14 protein-coding genes and 2 tRNA genes are annotated in these 17,693 nt (G+C 67.5%); 12 read left to right on the top strand and 4 right to left on the bottom strand.

The window, feature by feature from the left end:
* Nucleotides 1-72: 72 nt before the first annotated feature.
* The 5 genes from QZ814_RS09090 to QZ814_RS09110 all read left to right on the top strand — a co-directional run bounded on the left by QZ814_RS09090 (nt 73) and on the right by QZ814_RS09110 (nt 6,295).
* Nucleotides 73-2,097, top strand: coding sequence for a 3-hydroxyacyl-CoA dehydrogenase NAD-binding domain-containing protein (locus QZ814_RS09090; RefSeq protein WP_294331154.1), 2,025 nt, complete (start codon nt 73-75; stop codon nt 2,095-2,097).
* Nucleotides 2,098-2,241: 144 nt separating this feature from the next.
* Nucleotides 2,242-3,426 (top strand): acyl-CoA dehydrogenase family protein, encoded by a 1,185-nt coding sequence (locus QZ814_RS09095; RefSeq protein ID WP_294331155.1) that lies wholly within the window; start codon nt 2,242-2,244, stop codon nt 3,424-3,426.
* 105 nt (nt 3,427-3,531) lie between these two features.
* Nucleotides 3,532-4,656, top strand: coding sequence for an acyl-CoA dehydrogenase family protein (locus QZ814_RS09100; RefSeq protein ID WP_294331156.1), 1,125 nt, complete (start codon nt 3,532-3,534; stop codon nt 4,654-4,656).
* Nucleotides 4,656-5,543 carry an acyl-CoA thioesterase II gene (locus tag QZ814_RS09105; RefSeq protein ID WP_294331157.1) on the top strand — a complete coding sequence of 296 codons (888 nt, stop codon included), beginning with the start codon at nt 4,656-4,658 and terminating at the stop codon, nt 5,541-5,543. The genes QZ814_RS09100 and QZ814_RS09105 overlap by 1 nt, the downstream gene beginning before the upstream one ends.
* Before the next feature lie 98 nt (nt 5,544-5,641).
* Nucleotides 5,642-6,295 (top strand): CAP domain-containing protein, encoded by a 654-nt coding sequence (locus QZ814_RS09110; protein ID WP_294331159.1) that lies wholly within the window; start codon nt 5,642-5,644, stop codon nt 6,293-6,295.
* A 12-nt stretch (nt 6,296-6,307) separates the two neighbouring features.
* Here the strand turns inward: QZ814_RS09110 and mutL are convergent, their stop codons facing one another.
* Entirely contained in the window at nt 6,308-8,149 is a 1,842-nt protein-coding gene (gene mutL, locus QZ814_RS09115) for a DNA mismatch repair endonuclease MutL (protein ID WP_294331161.1), read from the bottom strand.
* Between the two features lie 151 nt (nt 8,150-8,300).
* Between mutL and QZ814_RS09120 the strand changes: the two genes are divergently transcribed.
* The 7 genes from QZ814_RS09120 (at nt 8,301) to QZ814_RS09150 (ending at nt 14,198) form a co-directional block, all read left to right on the top strand.
* Entirely contained in the window at nt 8,301-9,341 is a 1,041-nt protein-coding gene (locus QZ814_RS09120; protein ID WP_294331162.1) for a rod shape-determining protein, read from the top strand.
* Between the two features lie 16 nt (nt 9,342-9,357).
* Nucleotides 9,358-10,257 (top strand): rod shape-determining protein MreC, encoded by a 900-nt coding sequence (mreC, locus tag QZ814_RS09125; protein ID WP_294331164.1) that lies wholly within the window; start codon nt 9,358-9,360, stop codon nt 10,255-10,257.
* Complete coding sequence (gene mreD, locus QZ814_RS09130; protein ID WP_294331166.1) at nt 10,257-10,766, top strand: rod shape-determining protein MreD; 510 nt, start codon at nt 10,257-10,259, stop codon at nt 10,764-10,766. The genes mreC and mreD overlap by 1 nt, the downstream gene beginning before the upstream one ends.
* 3 nt (nt 10,767-10,769) lie before the next feature.
* Nucleotides 10,770-12,797: a penicillin-binding protein 2 gene (gene mrdA, locus QZ814_RS09135; RefSeq protein ID WP_294331168.1), complete on the top strand. Its 2,028-nt coding sequence runs from the start codon at nt 10,770-10,772 to the stop codon at nt 12,795-12,797.
* Complete coding sequence (gene rodA, locus QZ814_RS09140; protein ID WP_294331170.1) at nt 12,797-13,915, top strand: rod shape-determining protein RodA; 1,119 nt, start codon at nt 12,797-12,799, stop codon at nt 13,913-13,915. The genes mrdA and rodA overlap by 1 nt, the downstream gene beginning before the upstream one ends.
* A gap of 102 nt (nt 13,916-14,017) precedes the next feature.
* Nucleotides 14,018-14,093, top strand: a tRNA-Lys gene (locus QZ814_RS09145).
* Between the two features lie 29 nt (nt 14,094-14,122).
* Nucleotides 14,123-14,198, top strand: a tRNA-Lys gene (locus QZ814_RS09150).
* Nucleotides 14,199-14,455: 257 nt separating this feature from the next.
* On the opposite strand, the gene QZ814_RS09155 is transcribed toward QZ814_RS09150, so the two are convergent.
* The 3 genes from QZ814_RS09155 to QZ814_RS09165 are packed head-to-tail and all read right to left on the bottom strand — an operon-like array spanning nt 14,456 to nt 17,429.
* On the bottom strand, nt 14,456-15,598 hold the full coding sequence (locus QZ814_RS09155) for a GTP-binding protein (RefSeq protein ID WP_294331172.1): 1,143 nt from the start codon (nt 15,596-15,598) through the stop codon (nt 14,456-14,458).
* Complete coding sequence (locus tag QZ814_RS09160) at nt 15,595-16,212, bottom strand: DUF1826 domain-containing protein (RefSeq protein WP_294331173.1); 618 nt, start codon at nt 16,210-16,212, stop codon at nt 15,595-15,597. Before QZ814_RS09160 ends, QZ814_RS09155 begins: the two co-directional genes overlap by 4 nt.
* The gene (locus QZ814_RS09165; RefSeq protein WP_294331176.1) at nt 16,209-17,429 is read right to left on the bottom strand and encodes a GTP-binding protein; all 1,221 of its coding nucleotides are present in this window, start codon (nt 17,427-17,429) and stop codon (nt 16,209-16,211) included. Before QZ814_RS09165 ends, QZ814_RS09160 begins: the two co-directional genes overlap by 4 nt.
* Nucleotides 17,430-17,693: the final 264 nt, after the last annotated feature.

Below are 17,693 nucleotides of genomic sequence, written 5' to 3' on the forward strand. Positions count from 1 at the left end.
GCGAAAGGGCGGCGACCGATTTCACACCCCCTCCCGGCCCCGGCCGGAACTGCGAACTAGGAGTTCGATTGCATGTCCGTGATTACCACCAGCCGTCAGGGCCCTGTCCTGATCCTCACCTCCGACAATCCGCCGGTGAACGCGCTCGGCGCGGCGGTGCGGCAGGGGCTGCAGGCCGGCATCGAGGAAGCCAGGGGCGACGACAGCATCCAGGCGGTCGTCATACTCTGCGCCGGCAAGACCTTCTTCGCAGGCGCCGACATCACCGAGTTCGGCAAGGCGATGGCCGAGCCGTCGCTGCCGGTGCTGGTCGACCAGATCGAGGCGCTCGACAAGCCGGTGATCGCCGCCGTCCACGGCACCGCGCTCGGCGGCGGATGCGAGGTGGCGCTGGCGTCGCACTATCGCATCGCGGTGCCCTCGGCGAAGTTCGGCCTGCCCGAAGTGAAGCTCGGCATCCTCCCCGGTGCCGGCGGCACCCAGCGCATGCCGCGCGTCGCGGGCGTCGAGGTGGCGCTGGAGATGGCGACCAAGGGCGATCCGATCTCGGCCAGCCAGGCCAAGGACGCAGGCCTCGTCGACCGCCTTGCCGGCGAGGACAGCCTGCTCGCCGATGCGGTCGCTTTCGCGAACGAGGTGATCGGCAAGCCGGTCTCGCGCTCCAGCGAGCGTCCGGTTACCGTCGATGCGGAGACTTTTGCCAAGTTCCGCGCCGCCAACGCCAAGCGCTTCCGCGGGCTCGACGCGCTGAACACCATCATCGACATCATCGAGCAGACCGCCGGCAAGCCCTATGCCGAAGGCGTCCAGGCCGAGCGGATGGGCTTCATGAAGCTGATCATGGGCCAGCAGTCGGCGGCACTTCGCCACATCTTCTTCGCCGAGCGCAAGGCTGCCAAGATCGATGGCATCGCCGACGACATCCAGCTGCGCGACATTCGCCGCGTGGGCGTGATCGGTGCCGGCACGATGGGCGGCGGGATCAGCATGAACTTCCTGTCGGCAGGCGTGCCGGTGACCATCGTCGAGATGGCGCAGGACGCGCTCGACCGCGGCACCGGGGTGATGCGCAAGAATTACGAGGCGACCGCCGCCAAGGGCCGGATGACCGCCGAGCAGGTCGAGAAGGCGATGGGGCTCCTCAAGCCCACGCTGAACTTTGACGATCTCGCCGAGTGCGATCTGATCATCGAGGCCGTCTATGAGAGCATGGACGTGAAGAAGGACGTGTTCGGCCGGCTGGACAAGATCGCCAAGCCGGGCGCGATCCTCGCCTCGAACACCAGCTATCTCAACATCGACGAGATCGCCGCCGCCACCAGCCGCCCGCAGGACGTGGTGGGGCTGCACTTCTTCTCGCCGGCCAACGTCATGAAGCTGCTCGAGATCGTCCGCGGCGCCAAGACCGCCGACGATGTGCTGGCGACCGCGATGGCGCTGTCGAAGAAGATCAAGAAGGTCGCCGTCATCGCGGGCGTCTGCTACGGCTTCATCGGCAACCGCATGCTGATGCCGCGCCAGGTGGAAGCCACCAAGATGCTGCTCGAAGGCGCCACGCCCGAGCAGATCGACAAGGTGCATGTCGCCTTCGGCATGCCGATGGGGCCGTTCCAGATGGCCGACCTCGCCGGTGTCGACATCGGCTGGCACCGCGATCCGACCCGCATCGAGAATATCCGCGACGCGCTCGCCGCAGAGGGTCGCTGGGGCCAGAAGAAGGGCGCCGGCTTCTACGACTATGACGAGAAGCGCCAGCCCTCGAACAGCCCGCGCGTCGCCGAGCTGATCGAGGAATGGCGCGGCAAGCTGAACGTGCCGAGCCACGAGATCACCGAGGAGGAGATCGTCGTCCGCACGCTATACACCATGGTCAACGAAGGCGCGCTGATCCTCGCCGAGGGCATGGCGCAGCGGGCGAGCGACATCGATGTGGTGTGGGTCTATGGCTATGGCTGGCCCCCGTACCGGGGCGGGCCGATGTTCTGGGCCGATACCGAGGGGCTCAAGAAGATCGTCGAGGGCCTGGAGAAGTACGGCTTCGAGGTCGCCCCGCTGCTCCGCGAGAAGGCGGAGAAGGGCGAGAAGTTCAACCGGTAATGCACGCTTTCCCTATCCTGCCTGCGGGATAGGGAGGGAGCGGCCGACAGGCCGCGGAAGGATGAGGGTGAGTGAGGTAAGGCGCAGAGTCCCCCTCACCCTCCCACTCCCGCAGGCGGGAGTGGGGTTCGGTAGGAGAGGATGATGACCGAGCAGCTTGGGCAGTTCCGTACGGACACCCGCGCCTGGCTGGAGGCGAACTGCCCAGCTTCGATGCGCGAACCGATCCGGTCCGATAAGGACATCGTCTGGGGCGGGCGCAATCCCGATTGGGCGCATCCCGACCAGAAGCTCTGGATGGACCGCATGGCCGAACGCGGCTGGACCGTGCCCGACTGGCCGACGGCATATGGCGGCGGCGGCCTCTCCCCGGCCGAGACCAAGATACTGCGCGAAGAGATGAAGCGGATGGGCGCACGCACGCCGCTCAACAGCTTCGGCATCTCGATGCTCGGGCCGGCGCTGCTCAAATACGGCACCGAGGAACAGAAGCTCGAACATCTCCCCAAGATCGCGCGCGGCGAGATCCGCTGGTGCCAGGGCTATTCCGAACCCAATGCCGGGTCGGACCTCGCAGGCCTCCAGACCTGGGCCGAGGATGCCGGCGATCATTATGTCGTCAACGGCCAGAAGGTATGGACCAGCTATGCCGACAAGGCCGACTGGATCTTCTGCCTGGTCCGCACCTCGAAGGAGGCCAAGCAGGGCGGGATCAGCTTCCTGCTGTTCGACATGGCCTCGCCGGGCGTCTCGACCAAGCCGATCCTGCTGATTTCCGGCTACTCGCCGTTCTGCGAGACCTTCTTCGACAATGTGAAGGTACCCAAGTCCCAGCGCGTCCACGACGAGAACAAGGGCTGGGACGTCGCCAAGTACCTGCTCGGCCATGAGCGCGAGATGATCTCGGGCATGGGGCTGGACCGCGCCGGCGGCAATCCGCTGATCGAGGGCGCGATCGCGACGATCGGGCTCGATGACCAGGGCCGGCTCGCCGATCCGATCCTGCGTGCCCAGATCGCGCTGTTCGAGGTGCGGATGCGTGCCTTCTCGGCGATGTCCGAACGCTTTCTCGACAAGCTCAAGGCCGGCCGCGCCCACCCTGCCCAGCCGAGCATGATGAAATATGTCGGCACCGAGCTGAACAAGCAGCGTCACGAGCTGATCATGGCTGCGGGCGGATCGGACGCACTGGAATGGGAAAGCGAGGCCTCCGCCAAGGGCGCCAAGCCCCGCGCCTGGCTGCGCACCAAGGCCAATTCGATCGAGGGCGGGACGAGCGAGATCCAGCTCAACATCGTCGCCAAGCGCATCCTCGAGCTGCCGGGCTGAGGCAGATCCGTCGCCCCAGCGAAAGCTGGGGCCTCCCGCCGCGGGCGGAACGCCCGTGACACCAGATGCCAGCGTTCGCTGGCATGACGAACGGAAGAGCAGCTGATGCCCCTGTATCTCAACGACGAACAGACGATGCTCCGCGATACCGCCCGCGAGTTCGTCGCCGAACATGCCCCCGTCCGCCACCTCCGGTCCTTGCGCGACGCCAAGGACCCCACCGGCTTCAGCCGCGACCTGTGGAAGCAGTTCGCCGAAATGGGTCTCACCGGCATCCTGATCCCCGAAGCCTCGGGCGGCCTGGGCCTCGGCCATGTCGAGGCGGGCGTGGTGCTGGAAGAGATCGGGCGCAACCTCACCCCCTCCCCCTTCCTGTCCACCGCCGTCGCCGCGGTCGAGGCGCTGAAGGGCACCGCCCATGCCGATCGCTGGTTCCCCGGCATCGCAGCGGGCGATGCGGTGATCGCCATCGCCCATGACGAAAAGCCGAAGTTCGGCCGCACGATCGCGCTCAAGGCCGAGCGGGCGGGCAACGGCTTCCGCCTGAGCGGCACCAAGCGCTTCGCCCAGCACGCCCATGCCGCCGACCTGATCCTCGTCACCGCGCGCACCGCCGGCAGCGACACCGATCCGGCCGGCATCACCCTGTTCGCGATCGACCCCAAGGCGGCGGGCCTCGACCTCCGCCCCGAGCGCCTCGCCGACTCCAGCCTTGCCGCGCACGCAACCTTCGACGGCGTCGAAGTCACCGCCGATGCGGTGGTCGGCGAGATCGACGGGGGTGCCGATCCGCTCGGCCGGCTGCTCCGCGCCGCCGGGGCCGGCGCCTCGGCCGAACTGCTCGGCGTCGGCGCGGGGGCGAGCGACATGACGCTCGGCTATCTCAAGGAGCGCAAGCAGTTCGGGACGCTGATCGGCAGCTTCCAGGCGCTCCAGCACCGCGCCGCGCATCTCTATAGCGAGATGGAAGTCGCCCGCGCCGCCACGCTCAAGGCCCAGCAGTTGCTCGATGCCGGCGAGCCTGCCGACGAGGCCGTCGCCATCGCCAAGGCGATGACCGGGCTTGCCACCACGCTCGCCGTGCAGGAGGGTATCCAGATGCACGGCGGGATCGGCATGACCGACGAATATGACATCGGCTTCTACATGAAGCGCGCCCGCGTGCTGTCCGAGATGTTCGGCGACTCCAATTATCACGCGAACGCGCTTGCGGAGGCCGCCGGCTACTGATGACCGATTCCAAATCTCCCGAAGACCTGGTCGCCGGCCTCACTGCGCTGCTCGATGTCGAGACGCTCGACACCGATCTCTATCGCGGCGCCCGCCAGCCGGGCGGCGTCGGCCGGGTGTTCGGCGGTCAGGTGATCGCCCAGGCGCTGCAGGCGGCGCAGCGCTCGGTCGAGGACGGCAAGGTGGCGCATTCGCTCCACGCCTATTTCATGCGCGCCGGGGACGAGGATTACCCGATCCTCTACCGCGTGGTGCGCGATTTCGAGGGGCGCAGCTTCGCCAATCGCCGGGTGATCGCGATGCAGAAGGGCAAGCCGATCCTCAACATGGCGGCCTCCTTCCATCTCCCCGAGGACGGGCTGCACCATCAGGACGCGATGCCCGACGTGCCGCCGCCGGAAGACCTTCGCTCCGAGGCCGAACTGCGCGAGCAGATCCGCGACCAGATCCCGGAAAAGTTCAAGCGCTTCTTCCTGCGCGCCCGGCCGATCGAGATCCGCCCGGTCAACCCGCGCAACTGGTTCCGGCCCGAACCCCGCGAGCCTCGCCAATATAGCTGGTTCCGCGTCGTCGCCCCCCTGCCCGACGATCCCGCGCTTCACCGCGCGATGCTCGCTTATGCCAGCGACATGACCTTGCTCGGCACCTGCATGCTGCCGCACGGCGTCAGCTGGATGAGCGGCCAGGTGCAGACCGCCAGCCTCGATCATGCGCTGTGGCTGCACGAGCCGTTCCGCTTCGACGACTGGCTGCTCTACGCGACGGACAGCCCTTGGGCCGGCCACAGCCGCGGCTTCAACCGGGGCGGCATCTACGCGCGCGACGGCCGGCTGGTCGCCAGCGTGACGCAGGAAGGGCTCATTCGATCCGCCCGCCGCGCAGAGTAGCCCGGCCTGCCGATTCCTTCCGGATCCGGAATTATTACGCTTGATATTCCACAAGGCATGCAGTTATCTCTGAACCGGGAGGTTCGGAGGAGAGTCCGATGCGATTTCGCGTATTCGCGATTTGCGCCTCCCCTTTCGTATGGCTGCTGGCCGCGAGCGGGCTTCACGCGCAGACACTTGAGGATGCCGTTCTCGAGCGCATCAATGCCTTGCGTGCAAATCCAAGGGCCTATGCGGAACAGCTGCGCGTCTATCGCAGCTATTTCGACGGCGAGATCGTCTACATGCCTGGCGACTATAACGGCATCCTGACCAAGGAAGGCGTTGCCGTGGTCGACGAGACGATCGCGTTCCTGGAAGCCCAGCCGCCGCTGCCGCCGCTGGCGTCGGCGCAGATCCTCGCCAGCACCGCGGCCGATTTCTCGCACGAACAGGGTGCTCTCGGCGCACGCGGGCATCTCGGCGCCGATGGCAGCGCCCCCGGCGATCGGGTCAAGCGGCACGGCGGCGGCATCTATGTCGGCGAAGCGATCGCCTATGGCTTCGACGATGCCGACGAGATCGTGCGCCAGATGGTGGTCGATGACGGCGTGCGCGATCGCGGCCACCGCAAGCTGCTGTTCGACAAGAACTTCCGTTTTGCCGGGATCGGCTGCGCGACGCATGCGCGGATGGACTATATCTGCGTCGTCAATCTCAGCGCCACGCCGGACGGCCGGCCGATGCGCGTTCGCTACGCGCAGCAGCGCTGACCGGCCGGGCAGTTACTTCCGGCCGAACAGCTTCTCGATGTCGCCATGTGCCAGTTTCACCCAGGTGGGGCGGCCATGGTTGCACTGGCCCGAATGCGGGGTGACCTCCATCTCGCGGAGCAGTGCGTTCATCTCGGCCACCGAAAGGATGCGCCCGGCACGGACCGAGCCATGGCAGGCCATGGTCGCGGCGACATGGTCGAGCTTCTCCTTCAGGCTCAGCGCCTCGTCGAAGCTGGCGAGTTCGTCGGCGAGATCGGTGACGAGGCCGTGAATGTCGCCGGTGCCGAGCGCGGCGGGCACCGCGCGGACCAGCATCGCGCGCGGGCCGAAGCGCTCGAGCTCGAGCCCGAAGGCGCGGAGCTCCTCGATGCGGGCTTCGAGCCGGTCGCAGCCGGGTTCGTCGAGTTCGACCACTTCCGCGAGGAGGAGCGCCTGGCTGGGCACGGTGCCGCCGGCCATGGCGCGGCGCATCCGTTCCAACACCAGCCGTTCGTGCGCGGCATGCTGGTCGACCAGGACGAGACCGTCCTCGGCCTCCGCGACGATATAGGTCTTGGCGACCTGGCCGCGGGCAACACCCAGGGGGAAGTCGGTGGCAAGCGGCGCCTCGTGGCGGGCGGGCTCGGCACGGGCGAGCGGTGCGGCGGCGAAGAAGGAGCCGGAATCGCGTACGGCGCCGGAATAGCGCCTTAGCCCCTCCCCCTCATGGGAGGGGTTGGGGTGGGGCTGTGTCTCACCAAGACCAACAAATGGTCTGGAATCCCTCCACCCCACCCCCTCCTCCGAGGAGGAGGGGCTTAGATTTGTCCCCCCACCCCCCTGCTGCCACAAGCCCAGCGCCGCGTCGCTCGGCCGCTGGACGCTGCGGTGCCCGGCCGCATCGAGCGCCCGCCGCAAGCCGCTGACGATCAGCCCGCGTGCCAATGCCGGATCGCGGAAGCGCACTTCCGTCTTGGCCGGATGGACGTTCACATCGACCACCTCGGGCGGCACGTCGAGGAACAGCGCCACCACCGGATGCCGGTCGCGCGCCAGCATTTCGGCATAGGCACCGCGCACCGCGCCCACCAGCAGCCGGTCCTTCACCGGCCGGCCGTTGACGAACAGATACTGATGATCCGCCACGCCGCGGTTGAAGGTCGGAATGCTCGCCACCCCGCCCAGCACCAGCCCCTCGCGCTCGAAGTCGATCGCGACGCTGTTCTCCTGCAGCGCCCGGTCGGTGAGCGCCGCCACCCGCGCCGGCCGGCTCTCGCCGCCCTGGACGCTCAGCACCCGGCGGCCGTCATGCTCGACCGAGAAGGCGATGTCGGGCCGCGCCATGGCGAGGCGCTTCATCCCGTCGAGGCAGGCGGCATATTCGGCGCGGGTCGAGCGCAGGAACTTGCGCCGCGCCGGCACCCGGCCGAACAGCGCCTCCACCCGCACCCGCGTCCCCGGCGGCAGCGCGGCGGGCCCCTCGGCGATCCGCGCGCCGTTATCCACCGTTAGCGACCAGCCCTCGGCGCCGCGCACCCGGCTTTCCAGCGTCAGTTGCGCGACGCTGGCGATCGAAGGCAGCGCCTCGCCGCGAAAACCGAGCGTTGCGACGTGCTCGATATCGTCGGTCGGCAGCTTGGAAGTGGCATGGCGCTCCAGCGCCAGCGCCATTTCGGCGGGCGCCATGCCGCAGCCATCGTCGATCACCTCGATCAATTCGATGCCGCCGCCGGCCAGCTTCACGGTGATCCGTGTCGCGCCTGCGTCGATTGCGTTTTCGACCAGTTCCTTCAGCGCGCTGGCGGGGCGTTCGACCACCTCGCCGGCTGCAATACGATTGACAAGATGTTCGGGCAGGCGGCGTATTGACATGGCATTCGCTGTAGCCCAAGCGACGGCCTCCCGCGACCCGCATCCGCATGGCACCAGGCCGGATTTTCTTCCGTCCCGGCAAGGGTTCGGGCCAAACATTTTGTGCGAGCAGCCGGACGGGGGGCGCCCAACCGGCAGGACGGATCAATCAATGGCTTTCTCCCGCATTTTCAAATTCATGTCCCACGACATGGCGATCGATCTGGGTACCGCGAATACCGTGGTGTACCTGCGCGGACGCGGCGTCGTGCTCAACGAGCCGTCGGTCGTGGCGGTCGAGACGCTGAACGGGGTGAAGCGGGTGAAGGCGGTCGGTGATGACGCCAAGCTGATGATGGGCAAGACGCCGGGCTCGATCGAGGCGATTCGCCCCTTACGCGACGGCGTGATCGCCGACATCGACGTGGCGGAAGAGATGATCAAGCACTTCATCCGCAAGGTGCACGGGCAGCGCCGCTTCATGCGCTGGCCGGAGATCGTGATCTGCGTACCGTCGGGCTCGACCTCGGTCGAGCGCCGCGCGATCCGCGATGCCGCGTCGAACGCCGGCGCCAGCCAGGTGTGGCTGATCGAGGAGCCGATGGCCGCCGCGATCGGTGCCGACATGCCGGTGACCGAGCCGATCGGCTCGATGGTCGTCGACATCGGCGGCGGCACCACCGAAGTCGCGGTGCTCAGCCTGCGCGGCCTCGCCTATTCCACCAGCGTACGCGTCGGCGGCGACAAGATGGACGAGGCGATCGTCTCCTACGTCCGTCGCAACCATAATCTGCTGATCGGCGAAGCCACCGCCGAGCGGATCAAGCAGGAAGTCGGCGTCGCCAAGCCGCCGGTCGACGGCATCGGCAAGACGATCCACATCAAGGGTCGCGATCTCGTCAACGGCGTGCCCAAGGAAATCCAGATCAACCAGGGCCAGATTGCGGAAGCGCTGTCCGAGCCGGTCAACACCATCGTCGAGGGCGTCCGCATCGCGCTGGAAAACACCGCGCCGGAACTCGCCGCCGACATCGTCGACCAGGGCATCGTCCTCACCGGCGGCGGCGCGCTGCTGCAGGGGCTGGACGAAGTGCTGCGCGACGAGACCGGCCTGCCGGTCACCGTCGCCGACGATCCGCTGACCTGCGTGGCGCTCGGCACCGGCCGCGCGCTCGAGGATCCGATGTTCCGCGGCGTTCTCCTCCAGGTCTGACGAAAGGCCAACGGCGATGGCGCCGCCACGGAATCGGCGCCCGGGGTTCTCGCGACGGGCGCAATATGGGCTGTTCTTCAGCTATGTGGCGGCGATCAGCCTGTTGCTGGTCGGCGGCGGGCTCGTGCTGGTCTCGCGGTACAACCCGCATCTGTTCGCCGGACTGCGCAGCACCCTCGCTGAGGTGACCACGCCGGTATCCTCCGGCCTCGATACGGTGCGGCGCGGGATCGGCAGCGTGCCGGACGCGATCGGCAGCTATTTCGGTGTTCGCGGCGAGAATGCCCGCCTCAAGCGTCAGATCGAGGGCGAGCGCGCCGCGCTCCAGCGCGCGCTGGGGCTGGAACGCGAGAACCAGCGCCTCCGCCTGCTGCTGAAGGCCCGCGACGCGACGCCGGAGACGATCGTCGTCGCCCGGCTGGTCAATTCCTCCGCCGCCAGCACCCGCCGCTATGCAACCCTCAACGCGGGCAGCTGGCAGCGCGTCGGCCAGGGCCAGCCGGTGCGCGACGGCGCGGGGCTGATCGGCCAGGTGGTCGAGGCCGGCCCCAATGCCTCGCGCGTGCTGCTGATCACCGATCCGGACAGCACGATCCCGGTGCGCCGGGCAAGCGACGGCCTGCCGGCGATCGTCACCGGCAAGGGCGACGGCACGCTCGACGTGCGCGCCGCCAATGCCGCCGCCAACCCGTTCCGCACCGGCGACCTGCTCGTCACCTCGGGCACCGGCGGCGTGTTTCCGCCCAATATTCCGCTCGGCCGGATCAGCACGGTCGGCCGCGACAGCGCCACCGTGGTGCCGGCGAGCAATCCGGACATGGCCGATTTCGTGATGGTGCTGCGCGTGTTCCTGCCCGAGCCGGCGCCGCCGCCCCAGCCCTTCCCCACCGCCACGCCCAAGCCCAAGGGCAAGTGATGGCACTGGACCTGCAGCCGCTGGGTGTGCCGCCGCCGCGCCCCCGGGCGCGCTGGCTGGCGCCGCTGTCGATCGCGCTCGCCTCGCTGGTCACGCTCGTGCCGGTGGTGGCGACGGTACCCTTCCTGCCGCCGTTCGGGCTGCTGATGCTGCTCGGCTGGCGACTGCTGCGGCCAGATGCGCTGCGCATCTGGGTCGCCGCTCCGCTCGGGCTGTTCGACGACCTGCTGAGCGGCCAGCCCTTCGGCTCGGCGATGTTTCTGTGGATGGCATGCATGTTGATCATCGACGTGCTAGAGACCCGCATCGTGTGGCGTAACTTCTGGCAGGACTGGCTGATTGCCGCGGGCGCGACCGCCTTCGTGCTGATCGCGGGGCGGTTCTTCGCGTCGCCCATCTCGGCCAAGGTCGATGCGGCGCTGCTGCTGCAGGCGGCGGCCTCGGCGATGCTGTTCCCGCTCGCCTCGCGGCTGTGCGCCTGGCTCGATCGCGACGTGGTGAAAGCCTGAGCCATGGTGCGCGTGACCGAAGCCACCCAGACCTACAGCTTCTCCCGCCGCGCCGTGGTGCTCGGCGCCGCCCAGGGTGCCGTCGGCATGGTGCTCGCTGGCCGGATGGCGTGGCTGTCGGTGGTGGAGAACGAGCAGTACAAGCTCAAGGCCGAGAGCAATCGCGTCAACAACACGCTGATCCCGCCGCGGCGCGGCTGGCTGCTCGATCGCAGCGGCAAGCCGCTGGCCAGCAACCGCACCGATTTCCGCGTCGACCTGATCCCCGATCGCATCGTCGACAAGGACAAGCTGCTCGCCGAGCTGACCCGGCTGCTCAATCTCGCGCCGGAAGACCTCGCCCGCATCGAGACCGACCTCAAGCGCGCCGGCGGCTTCCGCCCGGTCCAGGTGGCGGAGAATCTCGACTGGGATCGCTTCGCCGCAGTGCTGGTCCGCCAGCCCGAACTGCCGGGCGTCGCCCCCACCCGCGGCTATGCCCGCCACTATCCGCTGGGCGCCGGCGTCGGCCATCTGATCGGCTATGTCGGCACCGCCTCGGCCGAGCAGTTCAAGGCCGACAAGGATCCGCTGCTCGTCACCCCCGGCTTCAAGCTGGGCAAGGACGGGCTGGAAAAGACGCTCGATCACCGCCTGCGCGGCAAGCCCGGCGCCAAGCGCGTCGAGGTGACCGCGCATGGCCGCCCGGTCCGCGAGCTGGAGACGCGCGCCGACACGCCCGGCGAGAGCATCAAGCTGACCATCGACGCCGGCCTGCAGGAATATGTCGCGCGGCGGCTGGGCACCAACTCCGGCTCCGCGATCGTCATCGACGTGGCCTCGGGCGACATCCTCGCGATGGCGTCGATGCCCGCCTATGATCCCAACAGCTTCTCCGACGGCATCAGCCAGACCGAATGGAAGATGCTGTCCGAGGACGATCACGTTCCGCTCATGAACAAGGTGCTGCAGGGCCTCTACCCGCCCGGCTCCACCGTGAAGCCGATGAACGGCCTGGCGTTGATGGCGGCGGGGGTGAGCCCGCACGACCGCGTCGTCTGCTCGGGCGCGCTGCGCGTGGGCAACGGCGTGTTCCACTGCCACAAGAAGGGCGGGCATGGGCCGCTCGACCTCAAGAACGCAATCATGCAGAGCTGCGACATCTATTTCTACGAGATGGTTCGCCGCGTCGGCTATGATGCGATCGCGCCGATGGCGAAGATGCTCGGGCTCGGCCAGAAGTTCGACATGCCCTTCACCACCCAGCGCTTCGGCACCGTGCCGGACAGCGCCTGGAAGCTGAAGAAATACCACCATCCCTGGACGGTGGCGGATTCGCTCAACGCCTCGATCGGCCAAGGCTATGTGCTGGCCAACCCGCTCCAACTGGCGGTGATGGCCAGCCGGCTGGGCTCGGGCAAGATCCTGGTGCCACGCCTGCTTTCCAACGGCCCGTCCGGCGCGCAGCCGCTGCCGGTGAGCCAGGAGGATCTCGCGATCGTCCGCGACGCGATGTACGGCGTGGTCAATGGCGGCGGTACCGGCGGCGCGGCGCGGATGTACGTGCCCGGCGTCGCGCTCGCGGCGAAGACCGGTACCGCGCAGGTGCGCCGCATCACCATGGCCGAGCGCCGCACCGGCGTGCTCAAGAACGGCTCGCTGCCGTTCAAGATGCGCGACCACGCGCTGCTGGTGTGCTTCGCGCCGCACGACAACCCGAAATATGCCGCGGCGATCGTGCTCGAGCATAACGGCCACACCGTCCGCAACCTCGACGCGCCGCTGGTCGGCCGGGACATCATGACCTATCTGTTCGATCGCGACCTCGCGATGAAGACGCTGGCCGAGGTCGAGCCGACCTGGGGCGGCGACTATACGACGCGCATGGCAGCCCAGTCGGCCGCCTTCCGCGCCGCGCAGAACATCCCCGCTCCGCCTACTCCCGAGGATACCGAGGAAGCCGCAAGCAGCCTGGCCGATGCGGCGGCGAACAGCACCGCCGATTCGACCAAGCGCGACGTCGCCCCCACCGGCAGCGTGGAGGGCGAGTGATGGCACGCCCCGGCAACGGCATCGTCCCCATCCAGGTCGCCCAGCTCCCGTGGAAGATCCTCTTCCTCGTCATGGCGATCGGCGCGTTCGGGCTGGTCGTGCTCTATTCGGCCGCGGGCGGCAGCATCCGCCCCTGGGCGATCAACCAGGGCACCCGTTTCCTGCTGTTCCTGGCGGTCGCGATCGGCATGTCGCGGGTGCCGGTGCGGATCTGGTCGCAATGGTCGCTGCCGGTCTATGCCGGGCTGGTCGTCGCCCTGCTCGGCGTCGAGGCGCTGGGCAAGGTCGCCGGCGGCAGCCAGCGCTGGATCAGCCTGGGCGGCTTCCAGTTCCAGCCCTCCGAGCTGATGAAGCCGATGATCGTGCTCGCGCTCGCCCGCTTCTACGAGATGCTGCCGGCCAGCGAGACGCGCAAGTTCGTGGCGATCTGGCCGGCCTGCCTGCTGATCGGCGTGCCGGCGCTGCTGGTGATCGCCCAGCCCGATCTCGGCACCGGGCTGATGATCACCGGCTGCGGCATCATGGTGGTGTTCCTTGCGGGCGTGCCGCTGCGGCTGTTTATCGCCGGCGCGCTGGCGGTGGCGGTGGCCGCCCCCCTCGCCTTCAACTTCGTGCTGCACGACTATCAGCGCAACCGCGTGCTGATCTTCCTCGATCCCGAGCGCGATCCGCTGGGCACCGGTTATCACATCACCCAGTCGAAGATCGCGATCGGATCGGGCGGCATCTTCGGCAAGGGCTTCCTGCAGGGCACGCAGAGCCATCTCGACTATCTCCCCGAAGGCCAGACCGACTTCGCGCTGGCGACGATGATGGAGGAATGGGGCCTGGCCGGCGGGGTGTTCCTGATCCTCGCTTTCGGCACACTGATCGCCTGGGGGATCGGCGTCGGCATGCGCGCCAAGACCCGATTCGGCCGGCTGACCGCGGCGGGGCTCTCGGGCACGATGTTCCTCTATTGCTCGATCAACATGGCGATGGTGATCGGCCTGGCCCCCGTGGTGGGCGTGCCGCTGCCGCTGATCAGCTTCGGCGGCACCGCGGTGATGACCTTCATGCTGTGCCTGGGCATCCTGCTTTCGATCGACCGCGACGGCCGCACCAAGACCCGCTGGTGATTTTTTCACTTTTGGGCTTTACAAGCCGCAAGGGGCGACGCTAAAGGCGCGCCTCCGAAGCGGCGGCGCCCCACCAAAGGGTGCCTTTGCAGAAGCCGGAATGGACACATAGCTCAGTTGGTAGAGCAGCTGACTCTTAATCAGCGGGTCCTTGGTTCGAGCCCAAGTGTGTCCACCACCGCCTCTGCCCCATACGCCTTCCGGTATGGACACATAGCTCAGTTGGTAGAGCAGCTGACTCTTAATCAGCGGGTCCTTGGTTCGAGCCCAAGTGTGTCCACCACCCTCCCCCAGGTCTCTGCCGCTGACGGCGCACGCTAAGGCAGCTCCCCAGACAAGCGAACGGTATCGCGACGCACGATAGGCTCACAAGGCCGCTCGCACGCCGCTAGAGCATCGAGCCACCTCTTGCGGCCCATATACCACGTCCAACATGAACCGCTGCGCTTGTGATGCCATATGGTCGCATCTTCGCGATGACGGCGCGCGGTTGTGCCAGGGAACGGCTCCGCGTCGGCCAGGCCTCGGGACCGGGTCCGGTCAGGACCAGGCGGCGGCGACGATGCCGCCGGGCACGCCGGGCGCGGGGATGCTTTCCACCAGCCCCTGCAGGCCGAAATGCTCGATGCCGACGGTCATCAGCGAAAGCGTGCCGCGCAGCTGCTCGGCGGTGATGTCCCGGGTGATGAACACCAGCCGCGTCCGCCGGTCCGACGAAGGCCAGTCGCTCAGCTCGACGGGGGGATGGAACAGGTGCTGCACGCCATGCACCACGATCGGTTTGGGATGATCGCGCAGATGGACGATACCCTTCACGCGAAGAATATCCGCCCCCTTCAGACTCGTGAGAATGTCGATCCACCGCTCGAACGCCTCGGCGCGCAAGGGGTCTTCGAAGGTGAGGCAGGTGGCGCGGATGCGGTCGTCGTGGCGATTGACGTCGTGGTGATGGTCGTGGTGCCCGTCGTGGCGATGCCCATGACCGCCCGCATAAGCCTCGGCGTTCAGCCATTTGCGGACATCGAGGCTCTTCGTCTCAGGATCGTACAGGCCGGCATCGAATATCTGGTGCGGTTCGACCACGCCCTGCACGACCGGCACGATCGGCGCCGCAGGGTTGATCGATCGCAGGCGGGTCTCCAGCGTCCGGCGTCCGTCGATCGAGAGGAGATCGGTCTTGGTCAGCACCAGGCGATCGGCCACCGCTGCCTGGCGCACCGCTTCGTCCTGCCGATCCAGCGTCGCCATGCCGTTGACCGCGTCGACCGTCGTGATCACGCCGTCCAGGCGGTACAGCGTACGAAGCTCGGGATCGGTCATCAGCGTGTGCAGGATCGGCGCTGGATCCGCGAGCCCGGTCGTTTCGATGACGACGCGGTCGAACCAGCATTGCCCCTCGCGCGCGAAACGCCAGGGCGCATCCCGCAGTGTAGCCCGCAAATCGCCGCGAATGGTGCAGCACAGGCAGCCGCCCATCATCTCCACCACCATGTCCTCGTTCGATCGGGCGATCAGATCATGGTCCAGGCTGACAGCGCCAAATTCGTTGATGATCACCAGCGCGCGGCGCATCTCCGGCATTCGCACCAGATGGTTGAGCAGCGTCGTCTTGCCGCTGCCGAGGAAGCCGGTGAGCACGCTCACCGGGATCCGCGCCTCATCGCCGGAAAACAGCGTGCTCATGCATGAGGCTCCGGCGCTGGATTGATGGCCAGCAGCAGCCTGGTTTCGCCAGAGCGCTCGATCGGCGGCGATCGGTGCAGGATCACCGGCTGTTCGACGGCCAGCCGCCCCTTGAAGATGCCGACATCCCCCGTCCGCAGGCAGCGTATCGGCGTATCGGGGGCCTCGACGCCATGGATCCACTGCGTACCCGATCCCACCAGCGTGGTAAGCAGGCGCGCGGCGACATAATCCGCGTGGAATTTGCGGCACGCATCGGTCTCGATCACTTCGAGCCGGAGGCTGACCGCAGCGAGACCCTGGAGCGCGGCAAAGCGCCGGGCATGGCCGACGATTTCATCCGTCAGCGCCTCGCCCTGCAGGCCGGCCGGATAGCCGGCCTCGGCAAGCCCCTCGGCCACCGCGACATCCACCGCGTCGATCGGCGTGACGAGATCGAGGTCGTCGATCGCCTCCCAGTCCAGCGCGGCAAGCCAGCCGAGCGCTGCAGGCAGGCTGCGGCGCCACACCGCCAAATGCACTTCCGGCCGGGCAACGGATTCGAGCACCGCGGGATCGCAGCGCTCCACGGCCATGCCGACGACCGACCCCTCCGCGCGCGGCCAGGCGATCATGCTGCCGCCTCCGGCACCGGTTCGCCCCATGCCGGGAAGGGATCGCGCAAGCCCATCCACAAGGCCGGCGTGAACGCCTTCACCGGCAGCAGGCACGCATCCAGTTCGCGACGGAGTCGATCCTCGTTCATGTCGATGCCGATGAACACCAACTCCTGCCGACGATCGCCCCAGACGGGATCCCAATGCGCGGCGACGAAGCGTTCGAAGCGATCGTCGTCCGGCCAATCCTGCTTCGGCACGCCCGCCCACCAGCGCCCCATCCGTGCGGTCATGGTCTGCGCACCGGCTACCGCCAGTTCGCCCACCCATTCGGTCCGGGTGGCAAGCCAGAAATGGCCCTTGGCGCGCACCACGCCTTCCAGTCCGCCTTCGGTGAGGAAGGCATAGAATTTCACCGGATCGAACGGCGCCCGCGCGCGATAGACGAAGCTCTCGATGCCATATTGCTCGGTCTCGGGCGTATGGCTGGCATAGCCGTACAGCTCCTTGGCCCAGAGCGGGTGCTGCGCCGCCTTGTCCGCATCGAACAGCCCGGTGTCGAGGATCGTGTAGAGCGGCACGTGGCCATGATCGCAGGTGACGATCCTGGCATCGGCGTTGAGACTGGCGACCAGCTTCTTGACCAGGGCGAGCTGCTGGCGCGCCACCGCGCTCGCCTTGTTGATCACCACCACGTCGGCGAACTCGATCTGCTCGACCAGCAGGCCCACCAGGCTGCGCCTATCGTCCTCACCGAGGGATTCCCCGCGATCGGCGAGGAAATCCTGGCTGGAATAATCCTTTAGCAGGTTGAGCGCGTCGACCACGGTAACCATGGTGTCCAGCCGCGCCACATCGCCCAGGCACCGGTCCGCCTCGTCGCGGAACGAGAAGGTGCTGGCCACCGGCAGCGGCTCAGAAATGCCGGTGCTCTCGATTACCAGATAATCGAATCTGCCCGCCTCGGCGAGCGCCCGCACCTCCTGCAGCAGATCGTCGCGCAGCGTGCAGCAGATGCAGCCATTCGTCATCTCCACCAAGGCTTCCTCGCTGCGCGACAGCGCCGCTTCGCCGCCGCGCACCAGATCTGCATCGATGTTCACTTCGGACATGTCATTGACGATCACCGCCACCCGCCGCCCCTCGCGATTGGCGAGGATGTGGTTGAGCAAGGTGGTCTTGCCGGCACCCAGGAAGCCCGAAAGCACCGTTACCGGAAGTTTGTTCGTAGCCACGGAAGCTTCGTAACCTGAGGAAATCACACAGCACGCCCTGAAATTATGATATGTTGTATCATCTCTATTCCCGTTTGGTTCAAAGCTCAAGCCGCGATGCGGCAGGAAAGGCATGCCGGGCAGGACAAGCGAGCAATGGCGGCGGCGTGCGAACAACGATTGGCCGGGTTCGACATCCGCGCCTCGGCCCCGTGCATGCTGCACCGCCTTGCGCTCCCGCGGCGCCTCGCGGCGCCATCGAGGCTGGTGACCCGCTGGCTGGGA

This window comes from uncultured Sphingomonas sp. (genome assembly GCF_913777625.1).
Lineage (GTDB): Bacteria > Pseudomonadota > Alphaproteobacteria > Sphingomonadales > Sphingomonadaceae > Sphingomonas.